Consider the following 25,184-nt stretch of genomic DNA (forward strand, 5'->3'; position numbering starts at 1 on the left):
CTTATCGATAATCGTTTTCATTGTCATCTGAGGAGGCGACACCTCACCTCCTCCCCCGCCCTCCGAAGGTGAGCCCCGTGCCTCCCGCCCCACCCAAACGAAGCGCTGTCCTGTGCGCCCTGCTCGCCCTGGCCGCCGTCCCCGCCTCCACCGCTCCCGCCCAGGCACACGACGACGCCGCACTCCGCTTCGGCGCCTGCCCGAGCTCCGTACCGGCGCCGCCCGCCCCCGACCGGGTCGAATGCGGCCATCTCGACGTCCCACTGGACCGGCGGAAGCCCGACGGCAGGCACATACGCATCGCCGTCTCCCGCGTGCCGGCCTCCGGCACCCCCGAGGAGCGGCGCGGCATCCTGCTGGTCAATCCCGGTGGCCCGGGCGGCTCGGGGCTCCCCTACGCCGTCACCAAGCGCGCCAAACTCCCCGCGAGCGTGCGCCGCGCGTACGACGTCATCGGCTTCGACCCACGCGGCACCGGGCAGAGCGCACCGGCCGACTGCGGCCCGATGGGCGGCCTCTTCGACGCCCCGGCCCCCGATCCCGCACCGACCGATCGGGCCGCCGAACGGGCCTCCCACCAGTCCCTGAAGAACATGGCGCACGACTGCGCGGCCCACACAGGAACCGACACCCTGCCCCACCTCTCGACCACCGCCACCGCGCACGACATGGACGCCGTCCGGTCCGCTCTCGGCGAGGACCGGATCAGCTACCTCGGCGTCTCGTACGGCAGCTACCTCGGCGCCGCCTATGCCGCCGCATTCCCGCACCACATCGACCGGATGGTGCTCGACAGCGTCGTCGGCCCGTGGGACTGGTACGACTTCGACCTACGGCAGAGCCGGGCGCTCCTGCGGCAGCGGGAGGTGTTCTTCGCCTGGGCCGCCCGATACCACCACCGCTTCGGCCTCGGCACCGACGCCACCGCCGTACGCGCGGCCTATAGCCGGGCCCGCCACCACCTCACCGTCCACCCCCAACAGAGCTTCGGCCCGGCCGAGTTCGACCGGACCGTGTACCGCTCCCTGGGCCGGACCGAACGCTGGACCGCGCTCGCCGACGGCATCGCCGGCTCTCTGCGGACCGGCGACACCACCCCGCTCCACCCCGCCGAGCCCTTCGCCGGCGCCGCTTCCCGCACCTATGAGGCCGCCAACCGCACCGTGCAGTGCGCGGACGGTCCCGGCCCCGCCCCCGCACGGGTCCGGGCCGACCTACGGCGCTCCCGACGCCTTGACCCGCCCCCGCTACTGACCGGCATGGAGGCCTCCGTCTGCGCCTACTGGCACCACCGGCCCGCTCATCGCACCCTGCTCGGCAGCCCCCAGGCCCCGCCCGTGCTGCTGATCGCCTCGGAACACGACCCCGTCACCCCGCTCGCCGGTGCCCGGCAACTGGCCCGGCGCCTCCCCGGCTCCCGGCTCGTCACCCTCCACCACGACTACTCCCACGGCGTCTTCGCCAGCCGCGGCAACCCCTGCGTGGACGGCACGGCGGCCGCCTACCTCGTGGACGGCACCGTACCGGCCAAGAACGTCCACTGCGCGGGACCCGGGCTGCCCACACCCTGAGCCGCCACCACAGGCGTTGTGCTCTGGCGGAGGTACCACTCGGTGGACAACAGCCGCTTCCGGTCGTCCCACGGAAGCCCGGCGATCACACCCGGCAGGGCTCCTCGCTCCACCTCGGAGCGATGGGCCAGCACGGCGGCGACCTTCTGCTCCAGCCAGGGACCGACATCGACGGCCGCGGTGACCTGGTCGTCCGGAACGCTGTAGGCCGCCCTGCGCACGCCGACCGCCCCCCTCAGCGCCGGCACCACCGAGCGCGGATGGGTGGCCAGATAGAGCGCGCTCGGCTGCCAGGGGTCGCCGGCATCCGGGTAGAGCTGGTCGAGTCCGGCCGCCTGGACCGCGAGCACGGTCACCCGGTGGGCGTGCACATGGTCCGGGTGGCCGGACAGCCCTCCGTAGGCGTCATGGGTGACCACCACCTCCGGGCGGAAGTCCCGGAGGTGCGCCACCAACCGCCGCACGGCGTCGTCGAGCGGCGCCTCGACGAAGGGCGCACTGCCCGGCGCCGACTGCGGTACCCGGGCATCGGCATAACCGAGCATCCGCGGCTCACCGGCACCGAGGATCCGCAGCGCCTCGGCCAACTCCCCGGCCCGGTGCGTGCCCACGGCCCAGGTCGCCGTGACGACGCCGGTACGCGCTCCCGCCGCCGCGTGCCGGGCGAGCACTCCGCCCGCCACCAACGACTCGTCGTCAGGATGGGCAAAGACCCCGAGCAGACTCGGTACGGACATCGACGGCCACCTTCCCGTAGGGAGCAGAACGCATCCAGAAATGGCGAACTCCCGTCCGTGTGACTGGAGTTGCGTCACCTCTCGTGCACTATGGTCGCGTGGAGAGCGAAGCTGAGCGCCCTGCGAACGCGAACCGCCACCTTCCCACCCCCGCCGCAGCGGCGGCCGAAGCACCGCTGACATTGGGGGTGGAAGAGGAATACCTGCTGGTCGATCCGGTGACCCGGGAAGTCAGCCCGCAGGGGCAGAAGGTGGTGGCCCAGGCTTCCGCTTCCGGACTCGGGGCCCGGGTCGGCACCGAACTGACGTGTTATCAGGTCGAGGCGCGCACCGAACCGCACACCCTCGTACGGGAACTCGGGGAAGAAATCCGGTCGATGCGTGCCCTCGTCGCCGATGCCGCGGAACGACAAGGTTTGCGCCTGGTGTCCAGCGGTTCGCCCGTTCTCGGCCCGCTGGTTCCGCCGCCCATCTCGGAAGGGCCTCGCTACGCGCAGAGCGCGGCGACCTTCCGCGCCCTGGACGACGAACAGACCGCCTGCGCCTGCCACATTCACGTGGGGATCGCGGACCTGGGCCGGGCCCTCCAGGTCAGCAACCACCTGCGGCCCTGGATCCCCACCCTGATCACCCTGATGGCCAACTCGCCCTACTGGAACGGCAGGGACACCGGTTATGCCAGTTGGCGGGTGCTGACCCTGGCGCGCTGGCCGATCGCCGGTCCTCCGCCGTACTTCGAGTCGCCGGCCCATTTCGACGGCCTCGTCGGCCGGGTCATCGAGACCGGGGCGGTCATGGACCGGGGCGGCCTGTACTGGGACATCAGACCCTCCGCCCATGTGCCGACCCTGGAGATCCGGGTGGCCGACGCCGCTGCCACCGCTGACGAGACCGTGCTGTTCTCGGCCGTCGTCAGGGCCATGGTCGCGACCGCCCTGAAGGCCATCGAGGCGGGAGAACCGGCGCCACGCCCGGAACCGGAACTCCTGCGCGCGGCCTGCTGGCGTGCCGCCCGCGACGGGCTGTCCGGGCAGAGCATCGCTCTGCCCACCAGCCGCCTCGTCCCGGCCGTGGCCCGGGTGGACCAGCTCCTGGCGTGGATCCGGCCCGCGCTGCGGGCCTACGGCGACCTGGAGTTGGTGCGCCTCGGATGGTCACGACTGCAGGCCGTGGGCAATGGCGCCGACCTCCAACGCGCCGCCTATGAGCGCCGCCACAGCCTGCCCGACGTCGTCGACCACCTGATCGCCGCTGCGACACCGCCACCGGCACCGGCACCGGCCTAGAGGTGGACGGGGGCACCGGCCTGCCGGCCGCGAGGGATCAGACCCCGTGGCGCGGCCAGGGAACGTCGGTGGCGACGGGTGCGGTGTAGTCGACGCCGGGCACGGCGAAGCCGTAGAGGCGCTGGACCTCACCGTGGAACCAGTCGAGGTCGGCGAGTTCGGCGATGGTGTCGGTCGTGGCGGCCTGCCAGCGTTCGGCGACGGCGGACTGGACGTCGGGGGCCAGCTCCCAGGTGTCGAGGCGTACCCGGCCTTCGTCGTCCAGGTCGAGCGGGCGGGCGCCGGTGAGCTGGTCCCACAGGTCGGTCAGCTGGGCGAGCGGCGGCACCACGCCCTCGCCGAGGACGCCGCGCAGCAGCCCGACGTACAGGGCGATGCCGGGGACGGCGGTGGAGGACTGGGTGACGGCGGCACCGTTGACGGAGGTCACCGCGCGACCGCCGACGAGCCCTTCCAGGCGCTCGCTCAGGGTGCGGGCGGTGCCTTCCAGGTGGGCCTTGGCTGCGCCGATGGTGCCGTGGCGGTAGATCGCGGCCGTCAGTGGGGAGCCGATGTAGGACAGGGCCGCGGTGGTGAACCCGTCCGCGAGCAGGCCGCGGTCGGCGAGGTGGGCGATCCACCGCTCCCAGTCCGCGCCGCCCATCACCGCGGTGGTCTGCTCGGTGTCGTCGCCCGTGGCCGGCTGGGTCTCGACCTCCGTGACCTCGCCCGCGCCCTGGTCGTCGAAGACCAGCGTCTTGGTGCGGTGGGCCTGGCCGATCGGCTTGAGCACGGAGGCGTAGAGCGCCCCGGTGTCGGGGTCGGTGCGGCGGGGCGCGGCGACGGAGTAGATGAGGTAGTCCAGGCGGCCGCCGAACCGCTGCTTGAGGAGGTCCGCGACCTGGTCCTTCATCTCGTCGGCGAAGGCGTCGCCGTTGAGGAAGACCATGTCCCGCCCCGCCTGGGCGGCGAGTTCGGCGGTCGCGGCGGTGCGGTACCAGCCGGCCGTCGCGGTACGCCGGGCGCTGGGGCCCTTCTCGAAGCAGACGCCGATACCGCGGATCCCGGCCCGCCGGAGGCCGGCGATGGTGGCGGCGAGCCCGTATCCGGCGGACGAACCGATGACCAGCGCCACCGGGCCGTCCTCCGTCGGCGCCGCCGCGGGGCCGGGCGCGGCGGCCTGCCACATCTCCTCGACCAGGCGCCGGCAGCCGGCCGGGTGGGAGTCAAGGAAGAGGAAACCACGGTGACGGGGGGTGAGGACGCGTTCGGTCACGATGAGTCAGTCCTTAGGTCATTCGGACATGAAGGTGCGCACCGGGGCGGGGGAGCTCCACCGCGCCGGCCGCGGCCGGCGCACCTTGCGCGCCTTTGGCAAGTCTCCTCCCCCACCGGGACGGAGCATGACATCAACGGGTACAGCGATGACGATCTTGGATTGGAGCTTTTCCACTACGGCCCTCACCAGGCCGGCGGTCGGGACCGGTCGCCGGCCTCGTCCTCCTCCGGCGGCCGGGGCCACGGCAAGGACTCCAGATGTCTCAGCAACCCGGTTCTGCTGTGCATCCGCACGAACTCCGCTCCCCAGCCGAACCCGTAGTTGCCGCCCGGGGACATCGCGTGAAAGACGCCCTTCCAGGTCCGTGAGTCGTCGTACCGCGTCAGCGGCTCCATGACCTCGTCCGCGTCCTGCGCCAGCACGATGACTTCAGCGATTCTGCTCATGCCGGGAGTATCACCGGCGGCACCGGATACGATCCACCAACCGGGTTTGCGGTGTCACCGCAGGTCAGTGGCGAGGGAAGCCGCGGTGATGGAAGCCTGGCCCGCCGTGATCCGGGCCGTCGTGATCGAACGGGCCGTCGTGGTCGAACGGACCGCCGTGATCGGGCCCACCATGATCATGGTCGCCATGGTCATGGCCGCCGTGATCGTGATCGTCGTGATCATGGTCGCCGCCCGGACCGCCCGGCCTCCGCGGGAGTTCGACGGTGTCGCAGTAGATCACCGGCCCTGGCGTCGTGGGCGGGTTGGGGGCGTCCGGGCGGATGCCCTCGGTTTCGAGGACCATCAGACGCAGCGGCCCGCGCCGTCCGGGCGGCATCGGGATCTTGCCCGTGTAGAACGGCGTGTGGGAGGAGTCCGCGTCGACCGAGGCGAGTTGGACGGTGGTGTCGTCGAGGGTCACCCAGCCCAGGTCTTCGTCGTCGACCAGGCTGTTCCGGCGTTGCAGCGTGGCGGTGATCCGTGGCGGCAGCGAGCCGGTGGGGTCCCAGGAAGGGCCGGTGACGCTCACCGACAGCGGGTCGCCGAGAGTGACCCGCAACTCACGGTCGGGCAGGGTGCGTACCAGGTCGGCGAGGACGACCTTGGAGATCTCGGCTCCCTGGACGGAATCCGGCTGGTAACGGACCAGGGCGAGCCGGACGAAGGGCAGGCAGGCGTCTCCCGTGTCCAGGTCCAGGTCAAAGAACCAGCGGCCGATCGCGTCCAGATTGTCGCCGGACTTCGGTTCGACCTCTTCGAACTGCGGGGGAAAGCCGACGACCAGGACGGGAAGTGCGCCCGAGGGGGTGTCGAGAGAGAGTCTCGGGGACCGCTGCACGGCATTGGTGAACACCTCTTGGGTCGGGGCCACGACCCGTGCGGAACGGTGGATGGGATCGCGGCCCATCAGGGTGACCCAGGCATCCCGTACGGACGTCGGGTCGCCTCCCGGCGGGTCACCGAGGACCACGCCGAGCAGTTCGCCGTCTCCGGAGGAGTACCAGGGGCGGTCCAGGTAGACCCGGATGCCGCGACCGCGCCGGCGGTGGACGATGACGCCGGGCGGTCCTTCGATCTCCTCCAGGGTGAGGGTGGGTACGCAGTACTGCAGTTTCGGCGCCGTGGGGCGTTGGCTGCTCGGTACCGAGTACTCCTGCGGCTGCCCCGCCACGGTCAGCCGGTTCTCGCCCGGCGCGGCGAACTCCGCCGGGAAGTAGTCGGCGAACTTGCTGCTGGCCACCGGGTGGTAGCGCACCGTCCGGTGTTTGGTGTCGCCGAACTCGTGCTTGGCGGGATGGGGCGGGTCGGGGTGCTTGTCCGGGTGCGCCGCCGCGTCCGCGGCGTCCGCCGCCGCCTTCTTCTCCGCCGCCTCGGTGTTGAAGGTCAGGACGCCGTCCCGGAGCAGGGCGGGCTCGGCGCCCGGGACGCCCTCCTTGCCCGCCGCCCACGCCGTCAGCAGGTGGAAGACCGGGGCGGTCATCTCACGGGGGTCGCGCCCATGGCGGCCGGCGTCCCGCACCTCGGTCCACTCGGCGATCAGGTCGACCCGGTCCGTACTTGCCTCGTCCAGTGCGATGGCCCCGGAGAGGTGCTGCGCGGTCGCTCCGAGGGGACGCCGGGTCGCCGGCGGCACCGGCTGCACGAGCGTCAACACCGGTGATTGCAAGGGCCGTTGCACCGCGTGGACCAGTGTCAGTTCCTGCCAGGGGGTGAACATCCAGTGGCGGCTGTCTGCGGCCAGCGCCAGCACGTCGTCGGTGCGCCGCGCTGCTGCCGCCCTCCGCGCCGCCGCCTCCCCCTCCCCCTCCATCGCGAGCCTCGGTGCCGATTCCTGCTGCTCCCGGCACCACCCGGCCAGGCCCATGATCTTCTCCTCGAAGTCGATCACGGAGCACACCCGGACGGTCGCCACGGCGCCCTTCGGCAGCGAGACGGTCAGCACCCGGGACGCCTCGTCGAAGCGCGGCGCCGCGGTGCCCTCGGCCAGCCGCAGCCTGAGGGAGCGCGGGCGGTGCCAGACATCGCCGTCCCAGGGGACCGGGAAGGGCTGCCCCTCGGGCATGCCGGGCAGATCCAGGAAGACCGCTCCCGTGGACAGCGGGTCGGGGAGGTAGGGCAGTTCGACCTGCTCGCCCTTGTGCAGAACGGTGTTCGCCGGGTTGTGGGGATCCGCCGCCGGGGACTTGATCGTCTTCACTTCGACATCCGGCTGGGACGGGTCGCTCAGCGAGCCGCTCTCCCGTACGGCCAGGTCGTAGACCTCGTTCTGCACGTTCGGGTCCGTGGATCCGATGGCCTCGTCCAGCAGTCCGTGCCACTCGATGCAGCGCAGCGACGCCTTCGGTGCCACCACATGGCGTTCGTCGGTACCCCGGTAGGGGTCGTGTCCTTGCGAGGTGACCAGCGACGACCGGTTGAAGTCCGCGGCGTACTGCTCCGCCGTCATACCGGTTCCGGCGCCGGCCGCAGTGCCGGTTCCCGCACCGGTGCCGGTGCCGCCGCCGGGGCAGTCGGCGACGACGAAGAAGCCGCTCTTGCGGCCGAGTGCGACCAGAGTCGTGCAGCCGGGTATGCCGTCTGCGTCGCTGCCCTTGAAGCCCTGGGCCTTTTGCTCCTCGGCATAGGCGGCCCTGGTCTGGTCGCCGAAGAATCCGGTCGGGCCGGCCTGGATGGGATGGCCCTGGGCGATGAGGGCCTGCTGGACGATGCGTACCTCGTCATTGGTCATGTTGGGCTGGACATTGGCCCGGTGGACGGTGATCGGTGGCGTCCCCGAAGTGGCCGGCGGTGGCCCGGCCCCCGGGCTGCTCCGGATCACCAGCCGGAATTCCGAAGCGCCTTCCCCGGACCGGAACCTGGCCACGACGGCGGGTGCCAGAACGGCCTCGAACCTCTGGAAGGTCAGTAGCCCCGCGTCCTCGGGGAGCACCAGGGCCTTCCCGTCCTTCAGGCCGTCGGCGTCCGCCCCGTCCGCCCCGTTGCCCGACAGGTCGACCAGAGCGTCGGCATCGGCCTTGTCGAGCCCGTTGCCCGCCAGGTCTACGGTGCGCATGCGTACCCGGTACTCATGGCCGAACCGCAGCCTGGGCAGCGTGCCGGGCCGCACTCCCGGCGTGATTTCCAACGGCAGTTTCGTCTGCGCCTCGTTGTTGAGCGGTACCGGCTGGTTGGGGTGCCGGTCCTCGTCGCCCGAGCCGTCATCGGTGTCCAGCACCAAACCCGGCCGGGGCGCGGACAGCGACCATCCGTCCCAGGTGACCAGCTGCTCGGGCACGTAGAGGTGGTCGGGGTTCAGCGCCTCGCGGGGTGGTCTGACCAGGTGGGCCTGGAAGAAGCCCTCGTCGGAGGCCGTGAGCAGGAGCGGTCCGCCGCGCGGCTTACGGTATTGCACCTCGCGCTCGTGCAGCGAGAACCAATGCCGTCGGGTCTCGTCCCAGATGTCCAGCCGGTGGCCGCGCACCAGGTTCTCGGCGAACAGTTCGGGGGTGGGTGCTTCGTCGTCCGAGGCGTGTGGGACGGCTCCCGGATTCTGCGGGCCGGGTGTCGCACCCTGCTTCTGCTGTTCGACCACCCGGGCGAACGCCGCATCATGCTCGGCCGCCCGGGCGAAATCCTGCCGGAGGCTTTCCACGCGCTGGTCCCTGACCAGCGCGATCCCATGGGTCCGCACCGTGGCGAGTCCGGTGGCGTTTTCTGCCGGCCCGACCATCTTGCCTGCGGCGGCGTCGATGTCAGCCGGTTCGAGCGTGAATTTCCCCTTCAGTTCCACCAGGCCGCGGGAGGGGGGCGTCAGCGGGCCGCGGGTGGGTGCCCCGGCCCGGGGAACGAAGGCGCGGCGGTCCGGAAGGAAGACGTAGCGCGTGCGAGGCGACACGTCGTGCGACGCCTTTTTCTCCATTTCGGGCTCCCAGTGGGGGATGACCTTCAGGAACAACTGGCCTGAAGAGACGGGGAGCAGGTCGGCCGGAAAGCGAAAGTCCAGAACGAGTCCGAGGTGCCGCAGCAGTGTGGGGTGGTCGCCGAGCCAGGTGAGCATCTGGTGGAAGTCGGGATCGTGCTTCTCGGGTCGCGGCGGTGGCGGCGACGGTTCTTGGCCGGCGAGGGTGGGCGGCTTCTCCGGCATGGGGATCGTGTGGAAGTTGTACAGGCCCTGGAGCTGCGAAGGCATCGGTGGTTCGTCGTCCGCGGTGGTGTCGCCGACCGCTGCGGGCGCGGCCTTGGGGCCCACGTCCCCGGTGCCCCCGGAGCCCCCGGAGCCGTCGCTCGGGGAGCCGCCGCCCGTTGAACCGCCGTTGTCGGCTCCGTCGTCCGTCGGGCCGTCGCTCGGTGGCATCACCAGGTCTTTGGTGGGGGGTGGTACCTCGGGTGACGTCATGGCCGCTTCGGCGTATTTGCCCTTGGTGAAGGCGCTGACCTCCTTGGTGGAGTAGGTCTCGCACGCCTGGTCCGTATGCCTTTCGAAGACGTAGGGATCGAGCGGCGTGGCCTCGTTGAAGAGGCTCTCCCACAAGTTCGCGTCGGGCAGCGGGCCTTGCGGCTTCAGCCCGGTGACGAAGGGTGTCGAGGGGGCGGGCGTCGTGGCGGGCTCCTCGTTCGCCTCGGTGGACGTGGAGGGCTCGGCGGTGCCCTCGCCGGTGGCGAAATCAAAAGTGGCGGGTGCGATCCGGTCCGGCCAGTGGAGGAAATCGGGGAAGTGCGAGTCCAGCGTGGCGCGTTTCGCCGGGTCGGACGGGTCGGGCGGAGCGGGCCCCATCAGCCGCGGCGCGATGAACACCGACACCTTGACCTGTGTGCCGTCCTCCGTCAGCCCGGCGGGGAGAACGGTCCAGTTGATCTGCTGTTCGAAGTCCATGGTGGCTCTCCACGCGGTTCGCTCACGCGGCGAACGCCGCGCAGTATTCCGGCCAGTCCTGCTCCTTCGAGAAGCATTGCGCGAACGTCGGGTCGACCGGCGCACCGGCGAAGGTCCGCTCCAGTTCGAGCGAGACCGACTTGCTGAAGAAGGCGATCCGTACGCTGACCGTGAGGGTGCCCCTGCCGCGGACGATCGACTGCTTGCCCTTCTTCTCGTACGTGAGCTCCAGATAGAACTCGACGGACACCGTGACGATGCCCAGCACCGTCAGAAAGCCGTTGCACCGCAGGTAGCCGGTCAGCTTGATGTCGTCCTTGGCGAGCATGAAGCGGATGCCCGCCATGATGGAGACCCCGCCGCTCGCGACCCCCAGATCCAGCGCCGCGGCGCCGCCGAACTCGATGGCGCCCTCGACCTCCTGTACACCATGGGCGTCGACCAGCAGGGAGAAGTACCCGCCGCCGCCGAACAGGGAGACCGTGACGGTGAAGGGGTGCTTCTGCTCGCAGACCGAGAAGCGGAACGAGACCGGCTTGCCGTCGAAGGGGATCGCCAACTCGGCCGACAGGGAGAGGTTGGCCAGGTTGAAGACGCCGAGGGGCATGGCGGGAACGGCGAGCGTGTAGCCGGCGCGAAGGCCGGTGGTCTGGACGTCGATGAACGCGCCGGGGCCGAAGCCGTCGGCGGGCAGGGCGCTGCGGAGGGTGTTGATGAACTCCAGGGCACCGCGGAACTGCAGCTCCACGCCGGAGGCCGCCACATCGGGCTTCTGCCCCGGCCCGGTCTTGAACTTCAGCTCCTCGAATTCCACTCGGGCCATGCCCAGGAAGTCCAGCGCGAAGTGGCTCAGGGTGCCCTGCACCGTGGATTTGGCGACGGCGTCCTTCGAACGGACGGTCCGGGCATCCAGGATCAGCGAGGCCTTGGACACGTCGATCAGGGCGGTCGGGTCCACCTCACCGCCGTCCTTCGTCGGCCGGGCCAGTGGCGGCTTCCACACGTACCGCAGTTCCTTGCCCTGTCCGTCCGCCAGGTCGCGCATACGCAGGACGGGCGCGGGCAACTCGCCGTTCTTCAAGATCTTCTCGATCTGCTGGTCGTCAAGCTGCCGCAGTGTGCCGAGTTGGTCCTTGACGAGCTGCTTCAGGTACGTGCCGAGGTCGATGCCGAGCAGTTGGGCCCCGCCGAACGCATCCCTGATGGCTTTGATGTCGTTCGCATCGGCGACCGCGCCGGTGGGGTCCGTCTTGAAGACGTCGGGGATGACGCCCGCCTGGCTGGTGATCACCTTCACCGCGGCGTTGGGGCTGGACAGTCCGCCCGCCTGCTCCGCCCCGAAGGCCAGCTTGAGCGGGTCCAGCAGGTTGAGGTACGCCCCGGCCGGATGCTCCTCCATGGAATGCTTCAGATACGTGGCGTTGAACTCGACGCTGAGATCACCGGCGTTCGGAGTGAACTGCTCGACGGCGGGGACGCGGACCTCCGCCGTGTGGACGCAGGGCTTGCCCACCGCCAGCGCGCCGCCCTCCTTCGGGCGGAGCCCGAAGGTCAGGAAGCCGACCGCGTGACTGGTGCTGCCGGGAGCGCCGTCGGGGGGCGGCGCCATGGCCATCACCTGGCCGTGCAGCGCGCGTCGCTGGCGCTTCGCCAACTTTTCTTCTGTTTCCTTCGCCGGGTCGTACAGGCGCTGCAACTGCTGCTGCTCGTCCAGCAGTCCATCGGGCACGAACACCAGCGGCATGGTGAAGCTCACCTTGCGGCCCTCGGAATCCGTGCCGATCAGGGTGAATTCGTGGTCCTCGCCGGATTCTTTGAGACGCACCCAGAAAGCCGTGGTCTCCTCCTCGTCCTTTTCGGGAGGCGGTGGGGGATCCGGAGGAGGCTTGGGCGGAACGATCACCGGAGTGACGCGGTCGGTGATACGCAGCATCTGGAACGGCATTTCGCGTCCCCCATGCGGGAAGCCGGTGGCCGCCCCATAGGTCTTCTCCGGCTGCTTGACGATGATGCGGTCCTCCCGCTGCAGGTAGGCGACGATTCCGTCGTCCGGACGCGCGATGAAGATCCGCCTGAACTCCTGCATGTGCAGTGCCTCATGGCCGGTGCACAATCGGCCGTGGCGGACGATGCGGACGTACTGGTCACGTCCCAGGCCTGTGATGTGGTCGTACGCCACCAGATTCGGCGCGGGCTGACTGGCCGCCTTGTAGCGTGCGAGGGCTTCCTCCGACAGCGGCTCCCAGGCACCGTGCAGATGGGCCGAGGTGCCCATGGGCGTGATGAGGAACTGCTCCGCGTGCAAGGGGCCAGTGTGGACTTCGAGAGGCCCCCCTACTCCGGGCACCGGGATACGGCTGGTGAGGGTGACGAGGTCCCGCAGGACAGGGGCTACGTACGGGGCACCCGGGGGCAGCGTCCCGCCATTGGTGACCGTCGCGAAGGCCCGCAACTTCACGCCGCCGTCCGGTGCACCGTGCTCACCGGGGACGGCGGCATCCGGCACCAGCCGGGCGTGCCACAACGCGGTGCGGCCGTCGGCTTGTTGGGGCCGGGTCCCGCCCAACCAGTCCACCGGCTCGTCGTAGGTGATCAACAGTCGGGTGGGGAACTCGATGATGCTCCTGGGGACGCCCTGGAAGATCGTCGTTCCCGGCGTGTCCGGGCTCGGTGGACCGTCCGGCACCCTGAGCGGCACCAGGCGCTCCCAGTCGAGCAACCCGTCCAGCGACAGCTTCAGCTCCTTGATGTCGTCCGGCACCGAGAAGGCCAGCCGGGTGGAGCCGGCGGTGACCGCCTTCATCGGCGCGGTGACCGTGCTCAGCTTGTCGGGCACCTCTTCCACCACGTGCTGCGGAGGCAGCCCGACGAGGACGAACGCGTTGGGTGCGTCCGGGGCCCGCACGAGGCGGTGGCGATCGCCGTCGAAGTTCAGGCCCACGAGTGTGATGTCGACGACCAGCATGTCCGCCGGCCGCACCACCCGGAACGGTCCTTCCGCGACGTCCTCGTCATGCGGTGGAGGGGGCTCGTCGGGGGGTCTGCCGGGGTCATGAGGCGGACCGTCCGGCGGGTGGTGGGGCGGGCCGTCCGGCGGGTGGTGGGGCGGACCGCCGGGCGGGTGGTGGGGCGGACCACCGGGGCCCCCACCACCGAAGCCGCCGCCGGGCCCCCCACCCCCGAAACCGCCACCGCCCGGGCCCCCGCCGAAGCCGCCGCCGGGCCCGCCACCGCCCCCGCCGAAGCCACCACCCCCGAAGCCCCCGCCGAAACCGCCCCCTCCGAAACCGCCACCGCCCCCGCCGCCCCCGAATCCTCCGCCGCCGGCGCGGTTGCCGCGGCCGCCGCCGCGATCGCCTCCGTGGTCATCGTGCCGGCCCTCACCAGGATGGTTGCGCAGCTCTTCCCCGAGCCTCAGGGAGACAGGACGGCGGGTACGGAATGACATGGGGAACGCCTCACCCGAGCTCATGAGACTGGTAACGAGGTCATACGAGTGGCAAGGTGCGGCACGGCACCTTCACACGAGGTCATACGAGTGGCGAGGTGCGGCATGGGCACCTTCACGGTCCACTTCTCTTCCATGCTCACTCCGGTGACGGATGCTCGCCACTGGGGCAGAACGGCAGCTACCGGCCTGTCGGCGGCCGCAGCCGGTGGCCGCAGCGGGGCGGCCCGGTGCGGGCCGGCAGCCGGGGCCCCAGCGTGGAAGGGAGCCGCCGCGCCGCCCGTCTTCCGGACGACGTCCCGGCCCCAGCTCTGAACGCGGCACTCAGGCAGCCGCCCCCCGTCGGCGCCTCCTCCTGGAACGGCACGTCTGGCCCCGCGACGGCACCGCCGGCCTGCGCCAGGCACAGCTCGACCTGGACGCCCGGCGCCGGCACCGCACCGCTCCCGGCACCGATCCCTCCGTACCGGATCTGCCTGAACTACGTTCCGCAGTACGGCAGTTGAAGGGACCGCCCGCTCCCGCCACCTACCCCGCACAGCATGCGGGCCCCAACTACCGTCACTCCAGCCCTGCCTCCGCGATCCGCAGCAGCAGCGCATGCAGCGTCTTCCGCTCGGCCGGCTTGAGCGGATCCAGCAGCTCGTTCGTCACGCGCAGGCCCGAGGCGTCGGTGTCGCGGAGGAAGGCGCGCCCCTCCTCCGTCAGCACGACGATCCGGCTGCGCCGGTCGTCGGGGGCCGGCCGGCGCTCCACGAAGCCCAGCCTCTCCAGGTCGTCGACGAGACCGACGATCGCGCTGGGGTCATAGCCGAGCCGTGCGCTCAGTTCCCGCTGCAGAGCCCCCTCCGACGTGGCGAGGAAGCGCAGCAGCGCGTAGTGCCGCAGGCGCACCCCCGACTCCTGGAGGAAGGCGTTGAACAGCTGCCCGGAGCGCAGCCCGAGCCGGTACAGGAGGTAGCCCGTGTCCGCGTGCAGTCCGCGCATCCACGGCTCGTGCGCGTCGATCGGGACGGGGGCCTTGCTGCGCGGCTGGCGGGCGATGACGGACTCCCTGGTCAAGGGCCCCGGAAAGGGGCGGATGGCGGGTGCTGAGCACAGTGTGGCGCATCGCGCCGGTCGGCAACAACTATTGACGTCAACAATCATTGTTCTTACCTTCGATCTCGACGCCGCACCCCGAGCGCCGTGCAGGCGCCCCTACGAAGGGACTGGTACGTGCCCACGATCGATCTCACCGGCAAGGCCGCCGTCGTCACCGGCAGTGGCCGGGGCCTCGGACTCGCCTACGCGCAGGCACTGGCCGCGCACGGCGCCTGCGTCGTCGTCAACGACGTCGACGAGGGCGTGGCGGAAACGGCTGTGAAGTCCATAACGGAGGCGGGCGGCACGGCCGTCGCCGAGGTGGTGCCGGTCGGCACGGCCGAGGCCGCCGACCGCCTGGTGGCGCGCGCCGTGAGCGAGTTCGGGCGGCTGGACGTCATGGTCACCAACGCGGGCATCCTGCGCGACAAGGTCCTGTGGAAGATGACCGACGAGGACTTCGACGCGGTGCTCACCACTCATCTCAAGGGCACCTTCACCTGCGCCCGCGCCGCCGCCGTCCGCATGCGCGACCAGGGCGAGGGCGGCACGCTGATCCTGGTCGGCTCCCCGGCCGGCCAGCGCGGCAACTTCGGGCAGACGAACTACGCCGCAGCCAAGGCCGGTATCGCCGCCATGGCCCGTACCTGGTCCATGGAGCTGGCCCGGGCCGGCATCACCGTCAACGCGATCGTGCCGGTGGCCGCCACCGCGATGACCGAGACCGTCCCGGCCTTCGCCCCGTACGTCGAGGCCATGAAGAACGGCGAGCCGCTGCCGGACTTCCTGCGCAAGGGCGAGGGCTTCGGCACGCCCGAGGACTGTGCGGCCCTCGTGCCGTTCCTCGCCTCCGAGGCGGCGCGCGGCATCAGCGGGCAGGCGATCGGCATCGGCGGCGACCGGGTGACCCTCTGGTCGCATCCGCAGGAGGTCAAGACCGCCTATGCGCACGGCGGTTGGACCCCGGACGCGCTCGCCGCCGCCTGGCCCACCTCGGTCGGGGCCGAACTCCAGACGGTCGGTATCCCCGCACCCCGCGTCCCGGAGGCGTGATGACCCCCGCCATGAACCTCGAAGACCTCGTCGCCATCGACGTCCACACCCATGCCGAGGTCTCCTCCCAGGGCCACTCCTCCCTGGACGACGGCCTGCACGACGCTTCCTCCGCCTACTTCAAGGTCGAGGGCAAACGGAAGCCGACCCTTGAGGAGACGGCCGCCTACTACCGCGAGCGGCAGATGGCCGCCGTGATCTTCACGGTGGACGCCGAGTCCGCGACCGGTACGGCCCCCGTTCCCAACGAGGAGGTCGCCGAGGCGGCCGCCGCCAACGCCGACGTCCTGATCCCCTTCGCCTCCATCGACCCCTTCCGCGGCCGGGCGGGCGTGCGGCAGGCCCGCCGCCTGGTCGAGGAGTACGGCGTGAAGGGCTTCAAGTTCCACCCCAGCATCCAGGGCTTCTTCCCCAACGACCGCGCCGTCGCCTATGAGTTGTACGAGGTCATCGAGGAGACCGGTACGATCGCGCTCTTCCACACGGGCCAGACCGGCATCGGCGCCGGCGTTCCGGGTGGGGGCGGGATCCGCCTCAAGTACTCCAACCCGCTGTACGTGGACGACGTCGCCGCCGACTTCCCCCACCTCAAGATCATCCTGGCGCATCCGTCCTTCCCCTGGCAGGACGAGGCCCTCGCCGTCGCCACGCACAAGCCCGGCGTACACATCGACCTGTCCGGCTGGTCCCCGAAGTACTTCCCGCCGCAGCTGGTGCAGTACGCGAACACGCTGCTCAAGGACAAGGTCCTCTTCGGATCCGACTTCCCCGTCCTCACCCCGGACCGCTGGCTCGCCGACTTCGCGAAGCTGCCGGTCAAGGACGAGGTGAGGCCGAAGATCCGCAAGGAGAACGCCGCCCGCCTGCTCGGGCTGACCAAGCCGTAAGGGGCCGTTGATGCGCAACGAGGGACTGGGGTCGTGGCCCGCACGCCGGGCCCGCAAGACCCCGCACCGCACCGCCTTGCTCCACGGCGACACCGCGACCACATACGCCGAACTGCACCAGCGCACCACCCGTCTCGCGCACGCGCTGCGCGACCGCGGCGTCCGGCGCGGCGACCGGATCGCCTACCTCGGCCCCAACCACCCCTCCTACCTGGAAACCTTGTTCGCCGCGGGCACCCTCGGCGCGGTCTTCGTCCCGCTCAACACCCGTCTCGCCGCCCCGGAGATCGCCCACCAGCTCACCGACTCCGGCGCCAAGGCCCTCGTCCACGGCCCCTCGCACACGGGGCTGGTCGCCGGGCTGCCGGGCACCACCGACGTCCTTACGTATGTCGAGGTGGGCGCCGCGTACGAGGAAGCGCTCGCCGGTGCGTCGGACGAGCCGATCGACGAGGCGGTCGCCGCCGACGACACCTGCCTCCTCATGTACACCTCGGGGACCACCGGCCGCCCCAAGGGCGCGATGCTCACCCACGGCAACCTGACCTGGAACGCGCTCAACGTGCTGGTCGACACCGATCTGACCGCCGACGAACGCGCCCTGGTCTCCGCCCCGTTGTTCCACACGGCCGGTCTTAACATGCTCACCCTGCCGGTACTGCTCAAGGGCGGCACCTGTGTGCTCGTGGAGGCCTTCGACCCGGACGCCACGTTCGACCTGATCGCACGGCACCGGATCACTTTCATGTTCGGGGTGCCGGCCATGTTCGACCAGGTGGCGCGGCATCCCCGCTGGCCGGACGCGGACCTGTCCAGCCTGCGGATCCTCAACTGCGGTGGCTCCCCGGTACCGACACCGCTGATCGCCCGCTATCAGGAGCGCGGCCTGACCTTCCTCCAGGGCTACGGCATGACCGAGGCGGCGCCCGGAACGCTGTTCCTGGATGCCGAGCGCGCGGTGGACAAGGCGGGCTCGGCCGGTGTGCCGCACTTCTTCAGCGACGTACGGGTGGTCGGCCCGGACCTCACGCCGGTCGACGTCGGCGAAACGGGGGAGGTCGTCGTCCGCGGGCCGCACGTCATGGCCGGCTACTGGGGGCTGCCGGAGGAGACGGCTGCTTCCTTCGCGGACGGCTGGTTCCGCAGCGGGGACGCCGCCCGGGTCGACGGGGACGGGTACGTGTACATCGTCGACCGCATCAAGGACATGATCATCTCCGGTGGGGAGAACATCTACCCCGCCGAGATCGAGGACCTGCTGCTCACCCACCCCGGCATCGCCGAGTGCGCCGTGATCGGCGTCCCGGACGACACGTGGGGCGAGGTGCCCCGCGCGGTCGTCGTACCCCACCAGGACGTCGCGCTCGACCCGGACGAGGTGCTGGCCTCGCTGGCCGGGCGGCTCGCCAAGTACAAGATCCCCAAGTCGGTGGTGGTCGCGGACGAACTCCCGCGCACCGCCTCCGGAAAACTCCTCAAGTCCCGGGTGCGCCAGCACTTCGGATCCACCCACTCCCAGGCAGGCAACGCCATATGAGCATCACCGTGCACGGCATCGACGAACTGAAGAAGCTCGCCGGCAGCGACCTCGGCGCCAGCGGGTGGATCGAGGTCACCCAGGAGCGGATCAACACCTTCGCCGACGCCACCGGCGACCACCAGTGGATCCACGTGGACCCGGAGAAGGCCGCCGCGGGCCCCTTCGGTGCCCCGATCGCCCACGGCTACCTCACCCTCTCCCTCTTCATCCCGCTGTTCACCGAGCTGCTGGACGTCCAGGGCGTGACGACGAAGGTCAACTACGGCCTCAACAAGGTGCGTTTCCCCTCCCCCGTGAAGGTCGGCTCCCGCATCCGACTGGCCGGGAGGCTGGCCGAGGTCGAGGACGTGCCCGGCGGGGTGCAGATCACCGTCGACGGCACGGTCGAGAGCGACGGCGGGACGAAGCCCGCGGCCGTGCTGCAGAGCCTGTCGCGCTTCTACGCGTGAGGGGGCGTAGGGAGGTGTCCCCCTGATGCGGGCGCGCGTGAGGCCCAGGACGCGGCGTCCCGGGCCTCACAGTGACCGGTGCTCAGAGAAGTAACGACTCCTGGGGAATGACCGATTCCGCAAGGAAGGAAAGCGGGGGGCGGCTCAGTCCTCGTTGCTCGTCAGGCTGGCCCGGTAGGTGAGCCGGCCACCGAGGACGTGCTCCTTCTTGTAGACGGGCTTGCCGAAGGAGGCCACCTGGGGCTCGGCGGACCAGTAGGTCTGGGCGCCGAAGCCCAGGACGCTGACGCGGTTGTGGGAGATGGCGAGGGCCGCGTTCACATTGGAGACCTTGGCATCGGCGGTGGCTCGCCTCGGGCCGTTGCCGGCGGTCGGGTAGGCGATGCTGATGGTCTCGGAGGTGACCGGAATCTTGAAGATTTCCTCAGTCACCGTGAAGCGGACGACGGTCGTGCGGCGCTTGTCCTTGCCCACGGAAGTGGCGGCCTTGGTGACGAAACGCACCTCGCCGTTGTATGGGTCGATGAGGGTGCGCGGTTGGCCGACGCGCCCCTCCACCCGACCGAGGAGGGCCTCGTAGATCTTCCGGTTCTGGAGGTCCTTGACGAAGGTCGCCTGCTGACCATGGGCCAGAGCATTGAACGCCTTGAGGGTCTTCTTCGCCTCGGGCGTCTTCTGCTTCTTCAGGTACGCCTGGTAGGACCCGACGGTGAGCTTGGCGGGCTTCTTCGCGGCGATCTCGGATGCGTCGGCGGCATGCGCCGTGGGAGCGAGGATCGCTGCCGAGGCGCTGACGGCTATGGCCGCAGTAGCAAGGCGGCGGCCCGCGGTGCGGGTGAGCATAGGGGTTCCTCCCGTTGCGGAAGTGATGCTTGTGATGGCCGCAACGAACCTACGGAAGCACCGGGGCGGGCGAAATCGTCTCTGCAGCCAGCGTCCGTTGGGGCATGGGCCATCCGATCAACTCCCTTTGGTTCAGGGTCATCGAGGGAGCAGACCCGCAACGCCGTGCCTGTCCGCCTGTCCGCTCCCCTGACCGCCGCCCTGACTCACCGTCCGAACCAGATCTCCTCCAGGTCGAACGCGGCCCCCGACGTGCGACGGACGCGGAAGACGGAAACCTTCCGGCCTACGGCTCCGGCGCCGGGACCACGTCCCCAGATGGCGAGCGTCCCGAGATCGGACCAGGAACGGTCGCAAGGCTCCTCATCGAGGTCGAAGCCCGCTTCCGCCGCCGCCTCGCGATCCACGCCTATGGCACGCAACACCTCTTCCGGGTCCCCATCGAGTTCCCATTCGTCGTCGCAGTCCCACCCCCCGGCGTACGCCCGCTCGCCGCCGGGCAGGTCCACCACGTCTTCGAGGTAGCTGTTGCCGTAGTCCATGTCGACCGACCCGACGATCCGGGCCTCTGGATGCCGTTCACGCTGTCTCCGGACCTCCTCCGTCATGGCATACGTAAGGAGGTCCCCACCGAGGGCCGGGTCGGTGATGTGGACGACGTTGCCCCAGCAGCCGACCACGACCAGGTCGAGGTCGGCGCGCACCTCCGGATCCGGCACGTCCGCGAGGGGTCGGTCCGGCAGCTGCTCCAGCACCTCCTCCACGGTGCCGAGCTCCTCGACGACCCGGCGGGCACGCACCGGGTCATGCGCCACCAGGGCCGGCTCGTCGGCACCACCCGGGTCGGGGAACGGCGGGAAACGCAGGGTCAGTACGGCACGGCTGCCCAGCTTCGGCACCACCTCATCGGTGCCCTTCTTGGCTCCCGCTCCCCCCTCCGGGCCCCCTCCGGCCCGTTCGTCCTTCGTCTCACTCATCCCACTCGCTCCACTCATCCCGCCCATCGCACTCATCATGATTGGAGCGTAACTCCCGCCACTGACAACGCCCTTGGGACGCCACCGGCAGCCACTGCTCCCGCCGCCGTCCCAGTAACCCCGCACATGGCAGATACGCCGGGCCACCGCTCTGCAAGGGCATGGGCTCACCGCCGGCTCGACCCCCCACTCCCGCAATCCTGATTTCCCGTATGACGGGCGGCGGACTTCAACGCCTATGTACGATACGGCGGACAAAGAGCACCATTGAGTACCAGTCCTGTGGGGGGGACTTCTTGAAGAACGGAATAGCCGCGGCTGCGGCTGCTGTTGCCCTGGTTCTCGGAGCTGCCGGCACTGCGGAAGCCTCGACGACGCTGCCGCGCACGAATACCGCGCACAGGTGCGTGCACCACACCACCGGCGTATGCGGGTGGAAGGTCGGGAAGAGGCCGGTGGATCGCTACGAGACCGCGCGCTGCAAGGACAACAGCCACTCCTACTCGCGCCACTCCAGCGGCACCTGCTCACACCACCGCGGCGTGAAGTACTGGTGGAAATGAGATAGCCACAGCCCCTTGGGAACTGCGCCCCCGTCTGCCGTGCGGACGGGGGCGTTGACGCGTTCGGGCGGTGAACTCGACTGTCAGTGGGCGGCTTTAGGGTGATCCGCATGGAAGCCACGGCTTTGGAACACAGACTGCGAGAGCGCCCCGACGATGTCTCCGTCTGGCGGGCTTATGCCGACGTGCTGCACCAACGGGGCGATGACCGAGGGAGGTTGATCGAATGGGAACAGCGTGCGTGCACAGCCGGCGGTGCCGAGCGCGAGCAACTTGCCGCTGAGATAGAGCGGTTGTCGGCGGAGCACCAGGAAAGCTGGGACGCGGAGCTGCCGTCGGGGGTGACCGTCGAGGCGCGTCGGTTCGGGTTCGCCACGAAGGTGGCCGTCGAATGGACCGACGAGGCACCGATGTTGATAGCGGAGGCCCTGCGGGGCCGTTTCGTGACCGCGCTGCGGATCAAGACGGCTCATGACCCGGAAGGCGAGGAGTGGGGGCACGAAGAGGAGCACTGGGACGAGAACGGGCCGCTGATGCCGCCGCCCATCGAGGCCGACGGTCTCGCGAGCCTCGATCTCGGGCGGCTCGTCGAGCTCGACCTTTCGTACTTCCGCGTCGGTGACCCCGGCGTCCAGGCCCTGGCGGCCGCGACCGGGAGCGGTCGGATCGAGACGCTGGACCTGCGGTACGTCACCCTCGGCGACTCCGGCCTGGCGGCCCTCACCGCAGCCCCGCACCTCGCCGGGGTCCGGCGCCTGCACCTCCAGTGCAACGAGGTCACCGCGGAGGGCGTGCGCGCGCTGAGCGGTTTCCGGGACCTCACCGAGCTCGACCTCCGGTACAACCCGCTCGGCGAGGACGGCGCTGACGCCCTCCTGTCGGCACCGTTCGTCGGTTCACTCCAGCGCCTGCTGCTGTACCGCGACGACGTCTCCGAGGCCGGCGTGAAGAAGCTCGCCTCCGCCCCTCAGCTCCCTACCACCCTGCGCAGCTACTGGAGGAGCGTGTGAGCGCCGAACTCCGCGACCGTTTCTTCGCCCTTTCGACCGGTGAGGCCACCGACGAAGAGGTCGCCCGCTACCGCGCCGAGGTCGACGCGACCGACACCGAGCCCACCATGACGCTCGACGGTCTGTCGATCTCCTGGCACCCCACCGCACGCCACAAATCGGTGCGCTTCGTCGACGCCCAGCGCATCGACGCCGACGTGCGCGAACTGTTCGCCCGGCCCAGCGAGGGCGCGCCGCACCTGGTCGCCGTCTTCGTCGATCCCCGCGAGCTGTCGTTCCGGACGTTCGAGAACATCGTTCCCCTGGACCACCTGTTCACAGCCGTCCCCCTGGACCTGGAACTGGCCGACCCCGTCGAGCTCGGGCGGGACGCGTACGCGCTGTCGTTGCACCTGCCGGATGCCGCCCGCGCCGGCCTCGAACGACTCGACTCGCTGAACCTCTACGTCCCGCCGCTCAACGCCTCCTCCCGCGGCGGCGAACGCTTCATCTTCCACTCGGCGCTCCTCGCCGAGGCCCTCACCAAGGCAGTGTCGGCGGCGATGCCGGAGGCGATGCTCGACGGCTTCTCGCATGTGAACCCGGTGTTCCGCTGCAATCGCTTCGAGCCCGGCGACAGCAACTTCCTTCACCACCGCGACACTCCCTACTACGACGCCGCCCGCGGGCACGTCTCCCGCTACACCGTCCTGCTCTACCTCACGGGAGGCTCCGCCGAGCCCGCCCTGGACCTCGTCGGAGGGCCGGCGGTCTCCGAGATCGAGCCCCTCACCTGCGTGATCTTCGACCAGCGGTACGAGCACGAGGGCGCGCCCTACCGTGACGGCCGCAAGGTCTTCCTGCGTACCGAACTCGTCTTCCACGAGCCCGAGGTCACGCACGACCCCGAAATCGGCGCGCTGTTCAGCAAGGCCTGCTATTGGACCGGCGAAAGCGTCTTCGCACCCGAACTCGCCCGCCATGCCGACGCGTACTACAACCAGGTCGCCGCGGCGCATTGGCACGGGCTCACCCCCGATGAGACCGGCGAGCCGTTCGTCCACAAGCAGTTCCGCGGCGTGCATTTCCTCGCGAACGGCTACGATTTCTGGTTCCCCAAGAGCGACGCCCTCTCGCTGGCCGAATGCGCCGCGATCACACTGCTCGACTACTTCAACTGCACGATCGGTGGCACGGCGTTCCGCGATCTGTGCGACACGGCCGTGGTCGAGGCGGAAAGCGCGGACGGCACCTGGATTCCCGCCTTCCTCGCAGCCCAGCGCGCCGGGGCGGCCGCCTCCGCAGACCTGCCTGTCGCTTCGTTCGACAAGTCGGTCCTCTTCCCGGACGGGGAAGAATCGGACGACGTGTGCTGCCCGTTCCACGACCTCGGCAGGTTCGACGCCACGCGTTTCGACGAGATCGTCGATCTCTACGAGCGCGCGCAGACCTTCGCGAAGGCGCACATCATGCCGGCGCCGATTCTGATGCTCGGACAAGACGTGGTCCTGGACCCGGAGAAGTTCGTGGTCCGCGGCAACCACATACACATTCTCGGCAAAGAGCCGCTGACGCCCGTGAACTTCGCCGCCTGCTGGAATTCCGGCGGGACGCCCGACAACTACATCGACGTCGCGGCCACGGTCGGTGCGGCGCACTTCCTCGTCCCGCCGATCATCTTCAGCGAGTCGGAGGACTGCTATCACCTGCAGTTCGACTTCTTCCGCAACACCTGGATGGTGAAGCACCAGCAGTCGACCGTACCCGTCCCCATGATCCGCCGGATCGACGAGGTCGCGGCCGAGGAACTCGACGACGAGGAGGCGTACCCGTGGATGGACGCCGTCGATCCCTCGCTGGTCACCGGCGCCTCCGGTGAGCCCGCCCGTACCCCTTGGTGGGCCGACGAGTCCCCACTCGTGGACGAACTCTACGAGCACGTCAGCGAACGCGCCGAGTTCTACGACGAGGACGACTACTAGTACTGCAACCGCATGTGGTGTGACTGTGTGGGCTGGGGCTCGTTGGTGTGACTGTGTGAGAAGTCGCTGACGGTTGAGCAGATCGAGTCGTGGTCCGAGGGTGTAGCCGATTTGCATGCCCGGTTCGGGCATCGTTTCGGCAGGTCAGAGCCACGAGACCGGGCTTTGGACTACCTGCGGGGCCTGCTGGCTCCTTTGGAGAGGAAGAACGGCTGGACGCTGGCCGAGCAGGTCGGCCAGCTCCGCCCGGACGGCGTCCAGCGGCTGCTGAATCATTCGGACTGGGATGAGAACGCAGTCCGTGACGATGTCCGCGATTTCGTCGTGGAGACCATCGGGGCCAGGGACGGTGTCCTCATCGGTGACGACACCGGCTTTGTGAAGAAGGGAACCAAGTCGGCCGGGGTGCAGCGGCAGTACTCCGGGACGGCTGGGCGGCGGGAGAACTGCCAGGTCGGCACGTTCTTGGCCTATGCCTCGGCCCGGGGGCGGGCGTTGATCGACCGCGAGTTGTATCTGCCCGCGTCCTGGACGGAGGATCGCGCCCGGTGCCGGGCGGCAAAGATCGGCGACGAGGTGGAGTTCGCCACGAAGATCGAGCATCTGAAGTGGATGCTGCAGCGTGCCCTGGATGCGGCCGTGCCCTTCGCCTGGGTCACCACCGACGAGGCATACGGACAAGTCCGCCATTTTCGGTCCTGGCTGGAAGAACGCAAGGTGGCCTATGTGGTGGCCACCAAGGTCAATGACACGGTGACCGGCCTCGACGGCTGGCAGTACCGGGTCGACGAGCTGATCGCCACCCGGCCCCAGCAGGCCTGGAAACCGCTCTCGGCGGGAGCCGGCGCCCACGGCCAGCGGATCTATCACTGGGCCCGTGCCGCCCTCAGGCCGCAGCAGGACAGCGGGTTCGGGCACTGGGTGCTGGCCCGCCGCAACATCAGCAACCCCACCGACATCGCCTACTACATCTGCTTCGGACCGGTTTCCTCGCGTCTGAAAGACCTGGTCAAGGTGGCCGGGGCCAGGTGGGCGGTGGAGGAGTGCTTCCAGACCGCCAAGGGCGAGTGCGGCCTGGATCATTACCAGGTGCGGCACTACCGGGCCTGGTACCGGCACATCACCCTCGCCATGGCGGCCCTGGCCTACCTGACCGCTGTCCGCGCGACAGAGGCCGC

At 69.9% G+C, this 25,184-nt stretch carries 19 protein-coding genes; 11 read left to right on the forward strand and 8 right to left on the reverse strand.

The annotated features are described in order from the left end of the window. Positions 1-77: 77 nt before the first annotated feature. Positions 78-1,571 (forward strand): alpha/beta hydrolase, encoded by a 1,494-nt coding sequence (locus AB0G35_RS12250; protein ID WP_360947528.1) that lies wholly within the window; start codon positions 78-80, stop codon positions 1,569-1,571. Here AB0G35_RS12250 and AB0G35_RS12255 read toward each other — a convergent pair. Continuing rightward, complete coding sequence (locus tag AB0G35_RS12255) at positions 1,502-2,308, reverse strand: PIG-L family deacetylase (RefSeq protein WP_360947530.1); 807 nt, start codon at positions 2,306-2,308, stop codon at positions 1,502-1,504. The genes AB0G35_RS12250 and AB0G35_RS12255 overlap by 70 nt on opposite strands. A gap of 98 nt (positions 2,309-2,406) precedes the next feature. On the opposite strand from AB0G35_RS12255, the gene AB0G35_RS12260 reads away from it, so the two are divergent. Then, positions 2,407-3,594: a glutamate--cysteine ligase gene (locus tag AB0G35_RS12260; RefSeq protein ID WP_360947532.1), complete on the forward strand. Its 1,188-nt coding sequence runs from the start codon at positions 2,407-2,409 to the stop codon at positions 3,592-3,594. Between the two features lie 37 nt (positions 3,595-3,631). On the opposite strand, the gene fabV is transcribed toward AB0G35_RS12260, so the two are convergent. The 4 genes from fabV to AB0G35_RS12280 form a co-directional block, all read right to left on the reverse strand. Then, a complete protein-coding gene (gene fabV / locus AB0G35_RS12265) occupies positions 3,632-4,849 on the reverse strand; it encodes an enoyl-[acyl-carrier-protein] reductase FabV (protein WP_360947534.1) in 1,218 nt (405 codons plus the stop codon). Positions 4,850-5,034: 185 nt separating this feature from the next. Then, positions 5,035-5,298: a hypothetical protein gene (locus AB0G35_RS12270; RefSeq protein WP_360947536.1), complete on the reverse strand. Its 264-nt coding sequence runs from the start codon at positions 5,296-5,298 to the stop codon at positions 5,035-5,037. A 64-nt stretch (positions 5,299-5,362) separates the two neighbouring features. Next, a complete protein-coding gene (locus tag AB0G35_RS12275) occupies positions 5,363-10,192 on the reverse strand; it encodes a peptidoglycan-binding domain-containing protein (RefSeq protein ID WP_360947538.1) in 4,830 nt (1,609 codons plus the stop codon). Between the two features lie 22 nt (positions 10,193-10,214). Further along, positions 10,215-13,175, reverse strand: a complete 2,961-nt coding sequence (locus tag AB0G35_RS12280; protein ID WP_360947540.1) for a hypothetical protein — start codon at positions 13,173-13,175, stop codon at positions 10,215-10,217. A 69-nt stretch (positions 13,176-13,244) separates the two neighbouring features. Between AB0G35_RS12280 and AB0G35_RS12285 the strand changes: the two genes are divergently transcribed. After that, positions 13,245-13,637: a hypothetical protein gene (locus AB0G35_RS12285; protein WP_360947542.1), complete on the forward strand. Its 393-nt coding sequence runs from the start codon at positions 13,245-13,247 to the stop codon at positions 13,635-13,637. A gap of 564 nt (positions 13,638-14,201) precedes the next feature. On the opposite strand, the gene AB0G35_RS12290 is transcribed toward AB0G35_RS12285, so the two are convergent. Beyond that, positions 14,202-14,627 carry a MarR family transcriptional regulator gene (locus AB0G35_RS12290; RefSeq protein WP_360947572.1) on the reverse strand — a complete coding sequence of 142 codons (426 nt, stop codon included), beginning with the start codon at positions 14,625-14,627 and terminating at the stop codon, positions 14,202-14,204. A gap of 231 nt (positions 14,628-14,858) precedes the next feature. Here AB0G35_RS12290 and AB0G35_RS12295 point away from each other — a divergent pair, with 231 nt between their 5' ends. From AB0G35_RS12295 to AB0G35_RS12310, 4 genes are read left to right on the forward strand one after another with little or no spacing between them, the layout of a single operon-like run. Beyond that, positions 14,859-15,776, forward strand: a complete 918-nt coding sequence (locus AB0G35_RS12295) for an SDR family oxidoreductase (RefSeq protein ID WP_360947544.1) — start codon at positions 14,859-14,861, stop codon at positions 15,774-15,776. An 11-nt stretch (positions 15,777-15,787) separates the two neighbouring features. Continuing rightward, positions 15,788-16,663, forward strand: a complete 876-nt coding sequence (locus AB0G35_RS12300; protein WP_360947574.1) for an amidohydrolase family protein — start codon at positions 15,788-15,790, stop codon at positions 16,661-16,663. 10 nt (positions 16,664-16,673) lie between these two features. Then, positions 16,674-18,200, forward strand: coding sequence for an o-succinylbenzoate--CoA ligase (menE, locus tag AB0G35_RS12305; RefSeq protein WP_360947546.1), 1,527 nt, complete (start codon positions 16,674-16,676; stop codon positions 18,198-18,200). Beyond that, the gene (locus tag AB0G35_RS12310; RefSeq protein ID WP_360947548.1) at positions 18,197-18,652 is read left to right on the forward strand and encodes a MaoC family dehydratase; all 456 of its coding nucleotides are present in this window, start codon (positions 18,197-18,199) and stop codon (positions 18,650-18,652) included. Before menE ends, AB0G35_RS12310 begins: the two co-directional genes overlap by 4 nt. Positions 18,653-18,796: 144 nt before the next feature. On the opposite strand, the gene AB0G35_RS12315 is transcribed toward AB0G35_RS12310, so the two are convergent. Both AB0G35_RS12315 and AB0G35_RS12320 read right to left on the reverse strand, forming a co-directional pair. Continuing rightward, entirely contained in the window at positions 18,797-19,495 is a 699-nt protein-coding gene (locus AB0G35_RS12315) for a hypothetical protein (RefSeq protein ID WP_360947550.1), read from the reverse strand. Positions 19,496-19,701: 206 nt separating this feature from the next. Beyond that, positions 19,702-20,472: a DUF6333 family protein gene (locus AB0G35_RS12320; protein ID WP_360947552.1), complete on the reverse strand. Its 771-nt coding sequence runs from the start codon at positions 20,470-20,472 to the stop codon at positions 19,702-19,704. A 212-nt stretch (positions 20,473-20,684) separates the two neighbouring features. On the opposite strand from AB0G35_RS12320, the gene AB0G35_RS12325 reads away from it, so the two are divergent. The 4 genes from AB0G35_RS12325 to AB0G35_RS12340 form a co-directional block, all read left to right on the forward strand. Further along, positions 20,685-21,035 (forward strand): DUF3761 domain-containing protein, encoded by a 351-nt coding sequence (locus AB0G35_RS12325; protein ID WP_360947554.1) that lies wholly within the window; start codon positions 20,685-20,687, stop codon positions 21,033-21,035. 218 nt (positions 21,036-21,253) lie between these two features. Beyond that, positions 21,254-22,045, forward strand: a complete 792-nt coding sequence (locus AB0G35_RS12330) for a hypothetical protein (RefSeq protein ID WP_360947556.1) — start codon at positions 21,254-21,256, stop codon at positions 22,043-22,045. Beyond that, positions 22,042-24,006: a hypothetical protein gene (locus tag AB0G35_RS12335; protein WP_360947558.1), complete on the forward strand. Its 1,965-nt coding sequence runs from the start codon at positions 22,042-22,044 to the stop codon at positions 24,004-24,006. The genes AB0G35_RS12330 and AB0G35_RS12335 overlap by 4 nt, the downstream gene beginning before the upstream one ends. 81 nt (positions 24,007-24,087) lie before the next feature. Next, on the forward strand, positions 24,088-25,184 hold a 1,097-nt coding region (locus AB0G35_RS12340; protein WP_360947576.1), incomplete at its 3' end, for an IS701 family transposase.

Source organism: Streptomyces sp. NPDC021749, from assembly GCF_040640655.1.
GTDB lineage: Bacteria > Actinomycetota > Actinomycetes > Streptomycetales > Streptomycetaceae > Streptomyces.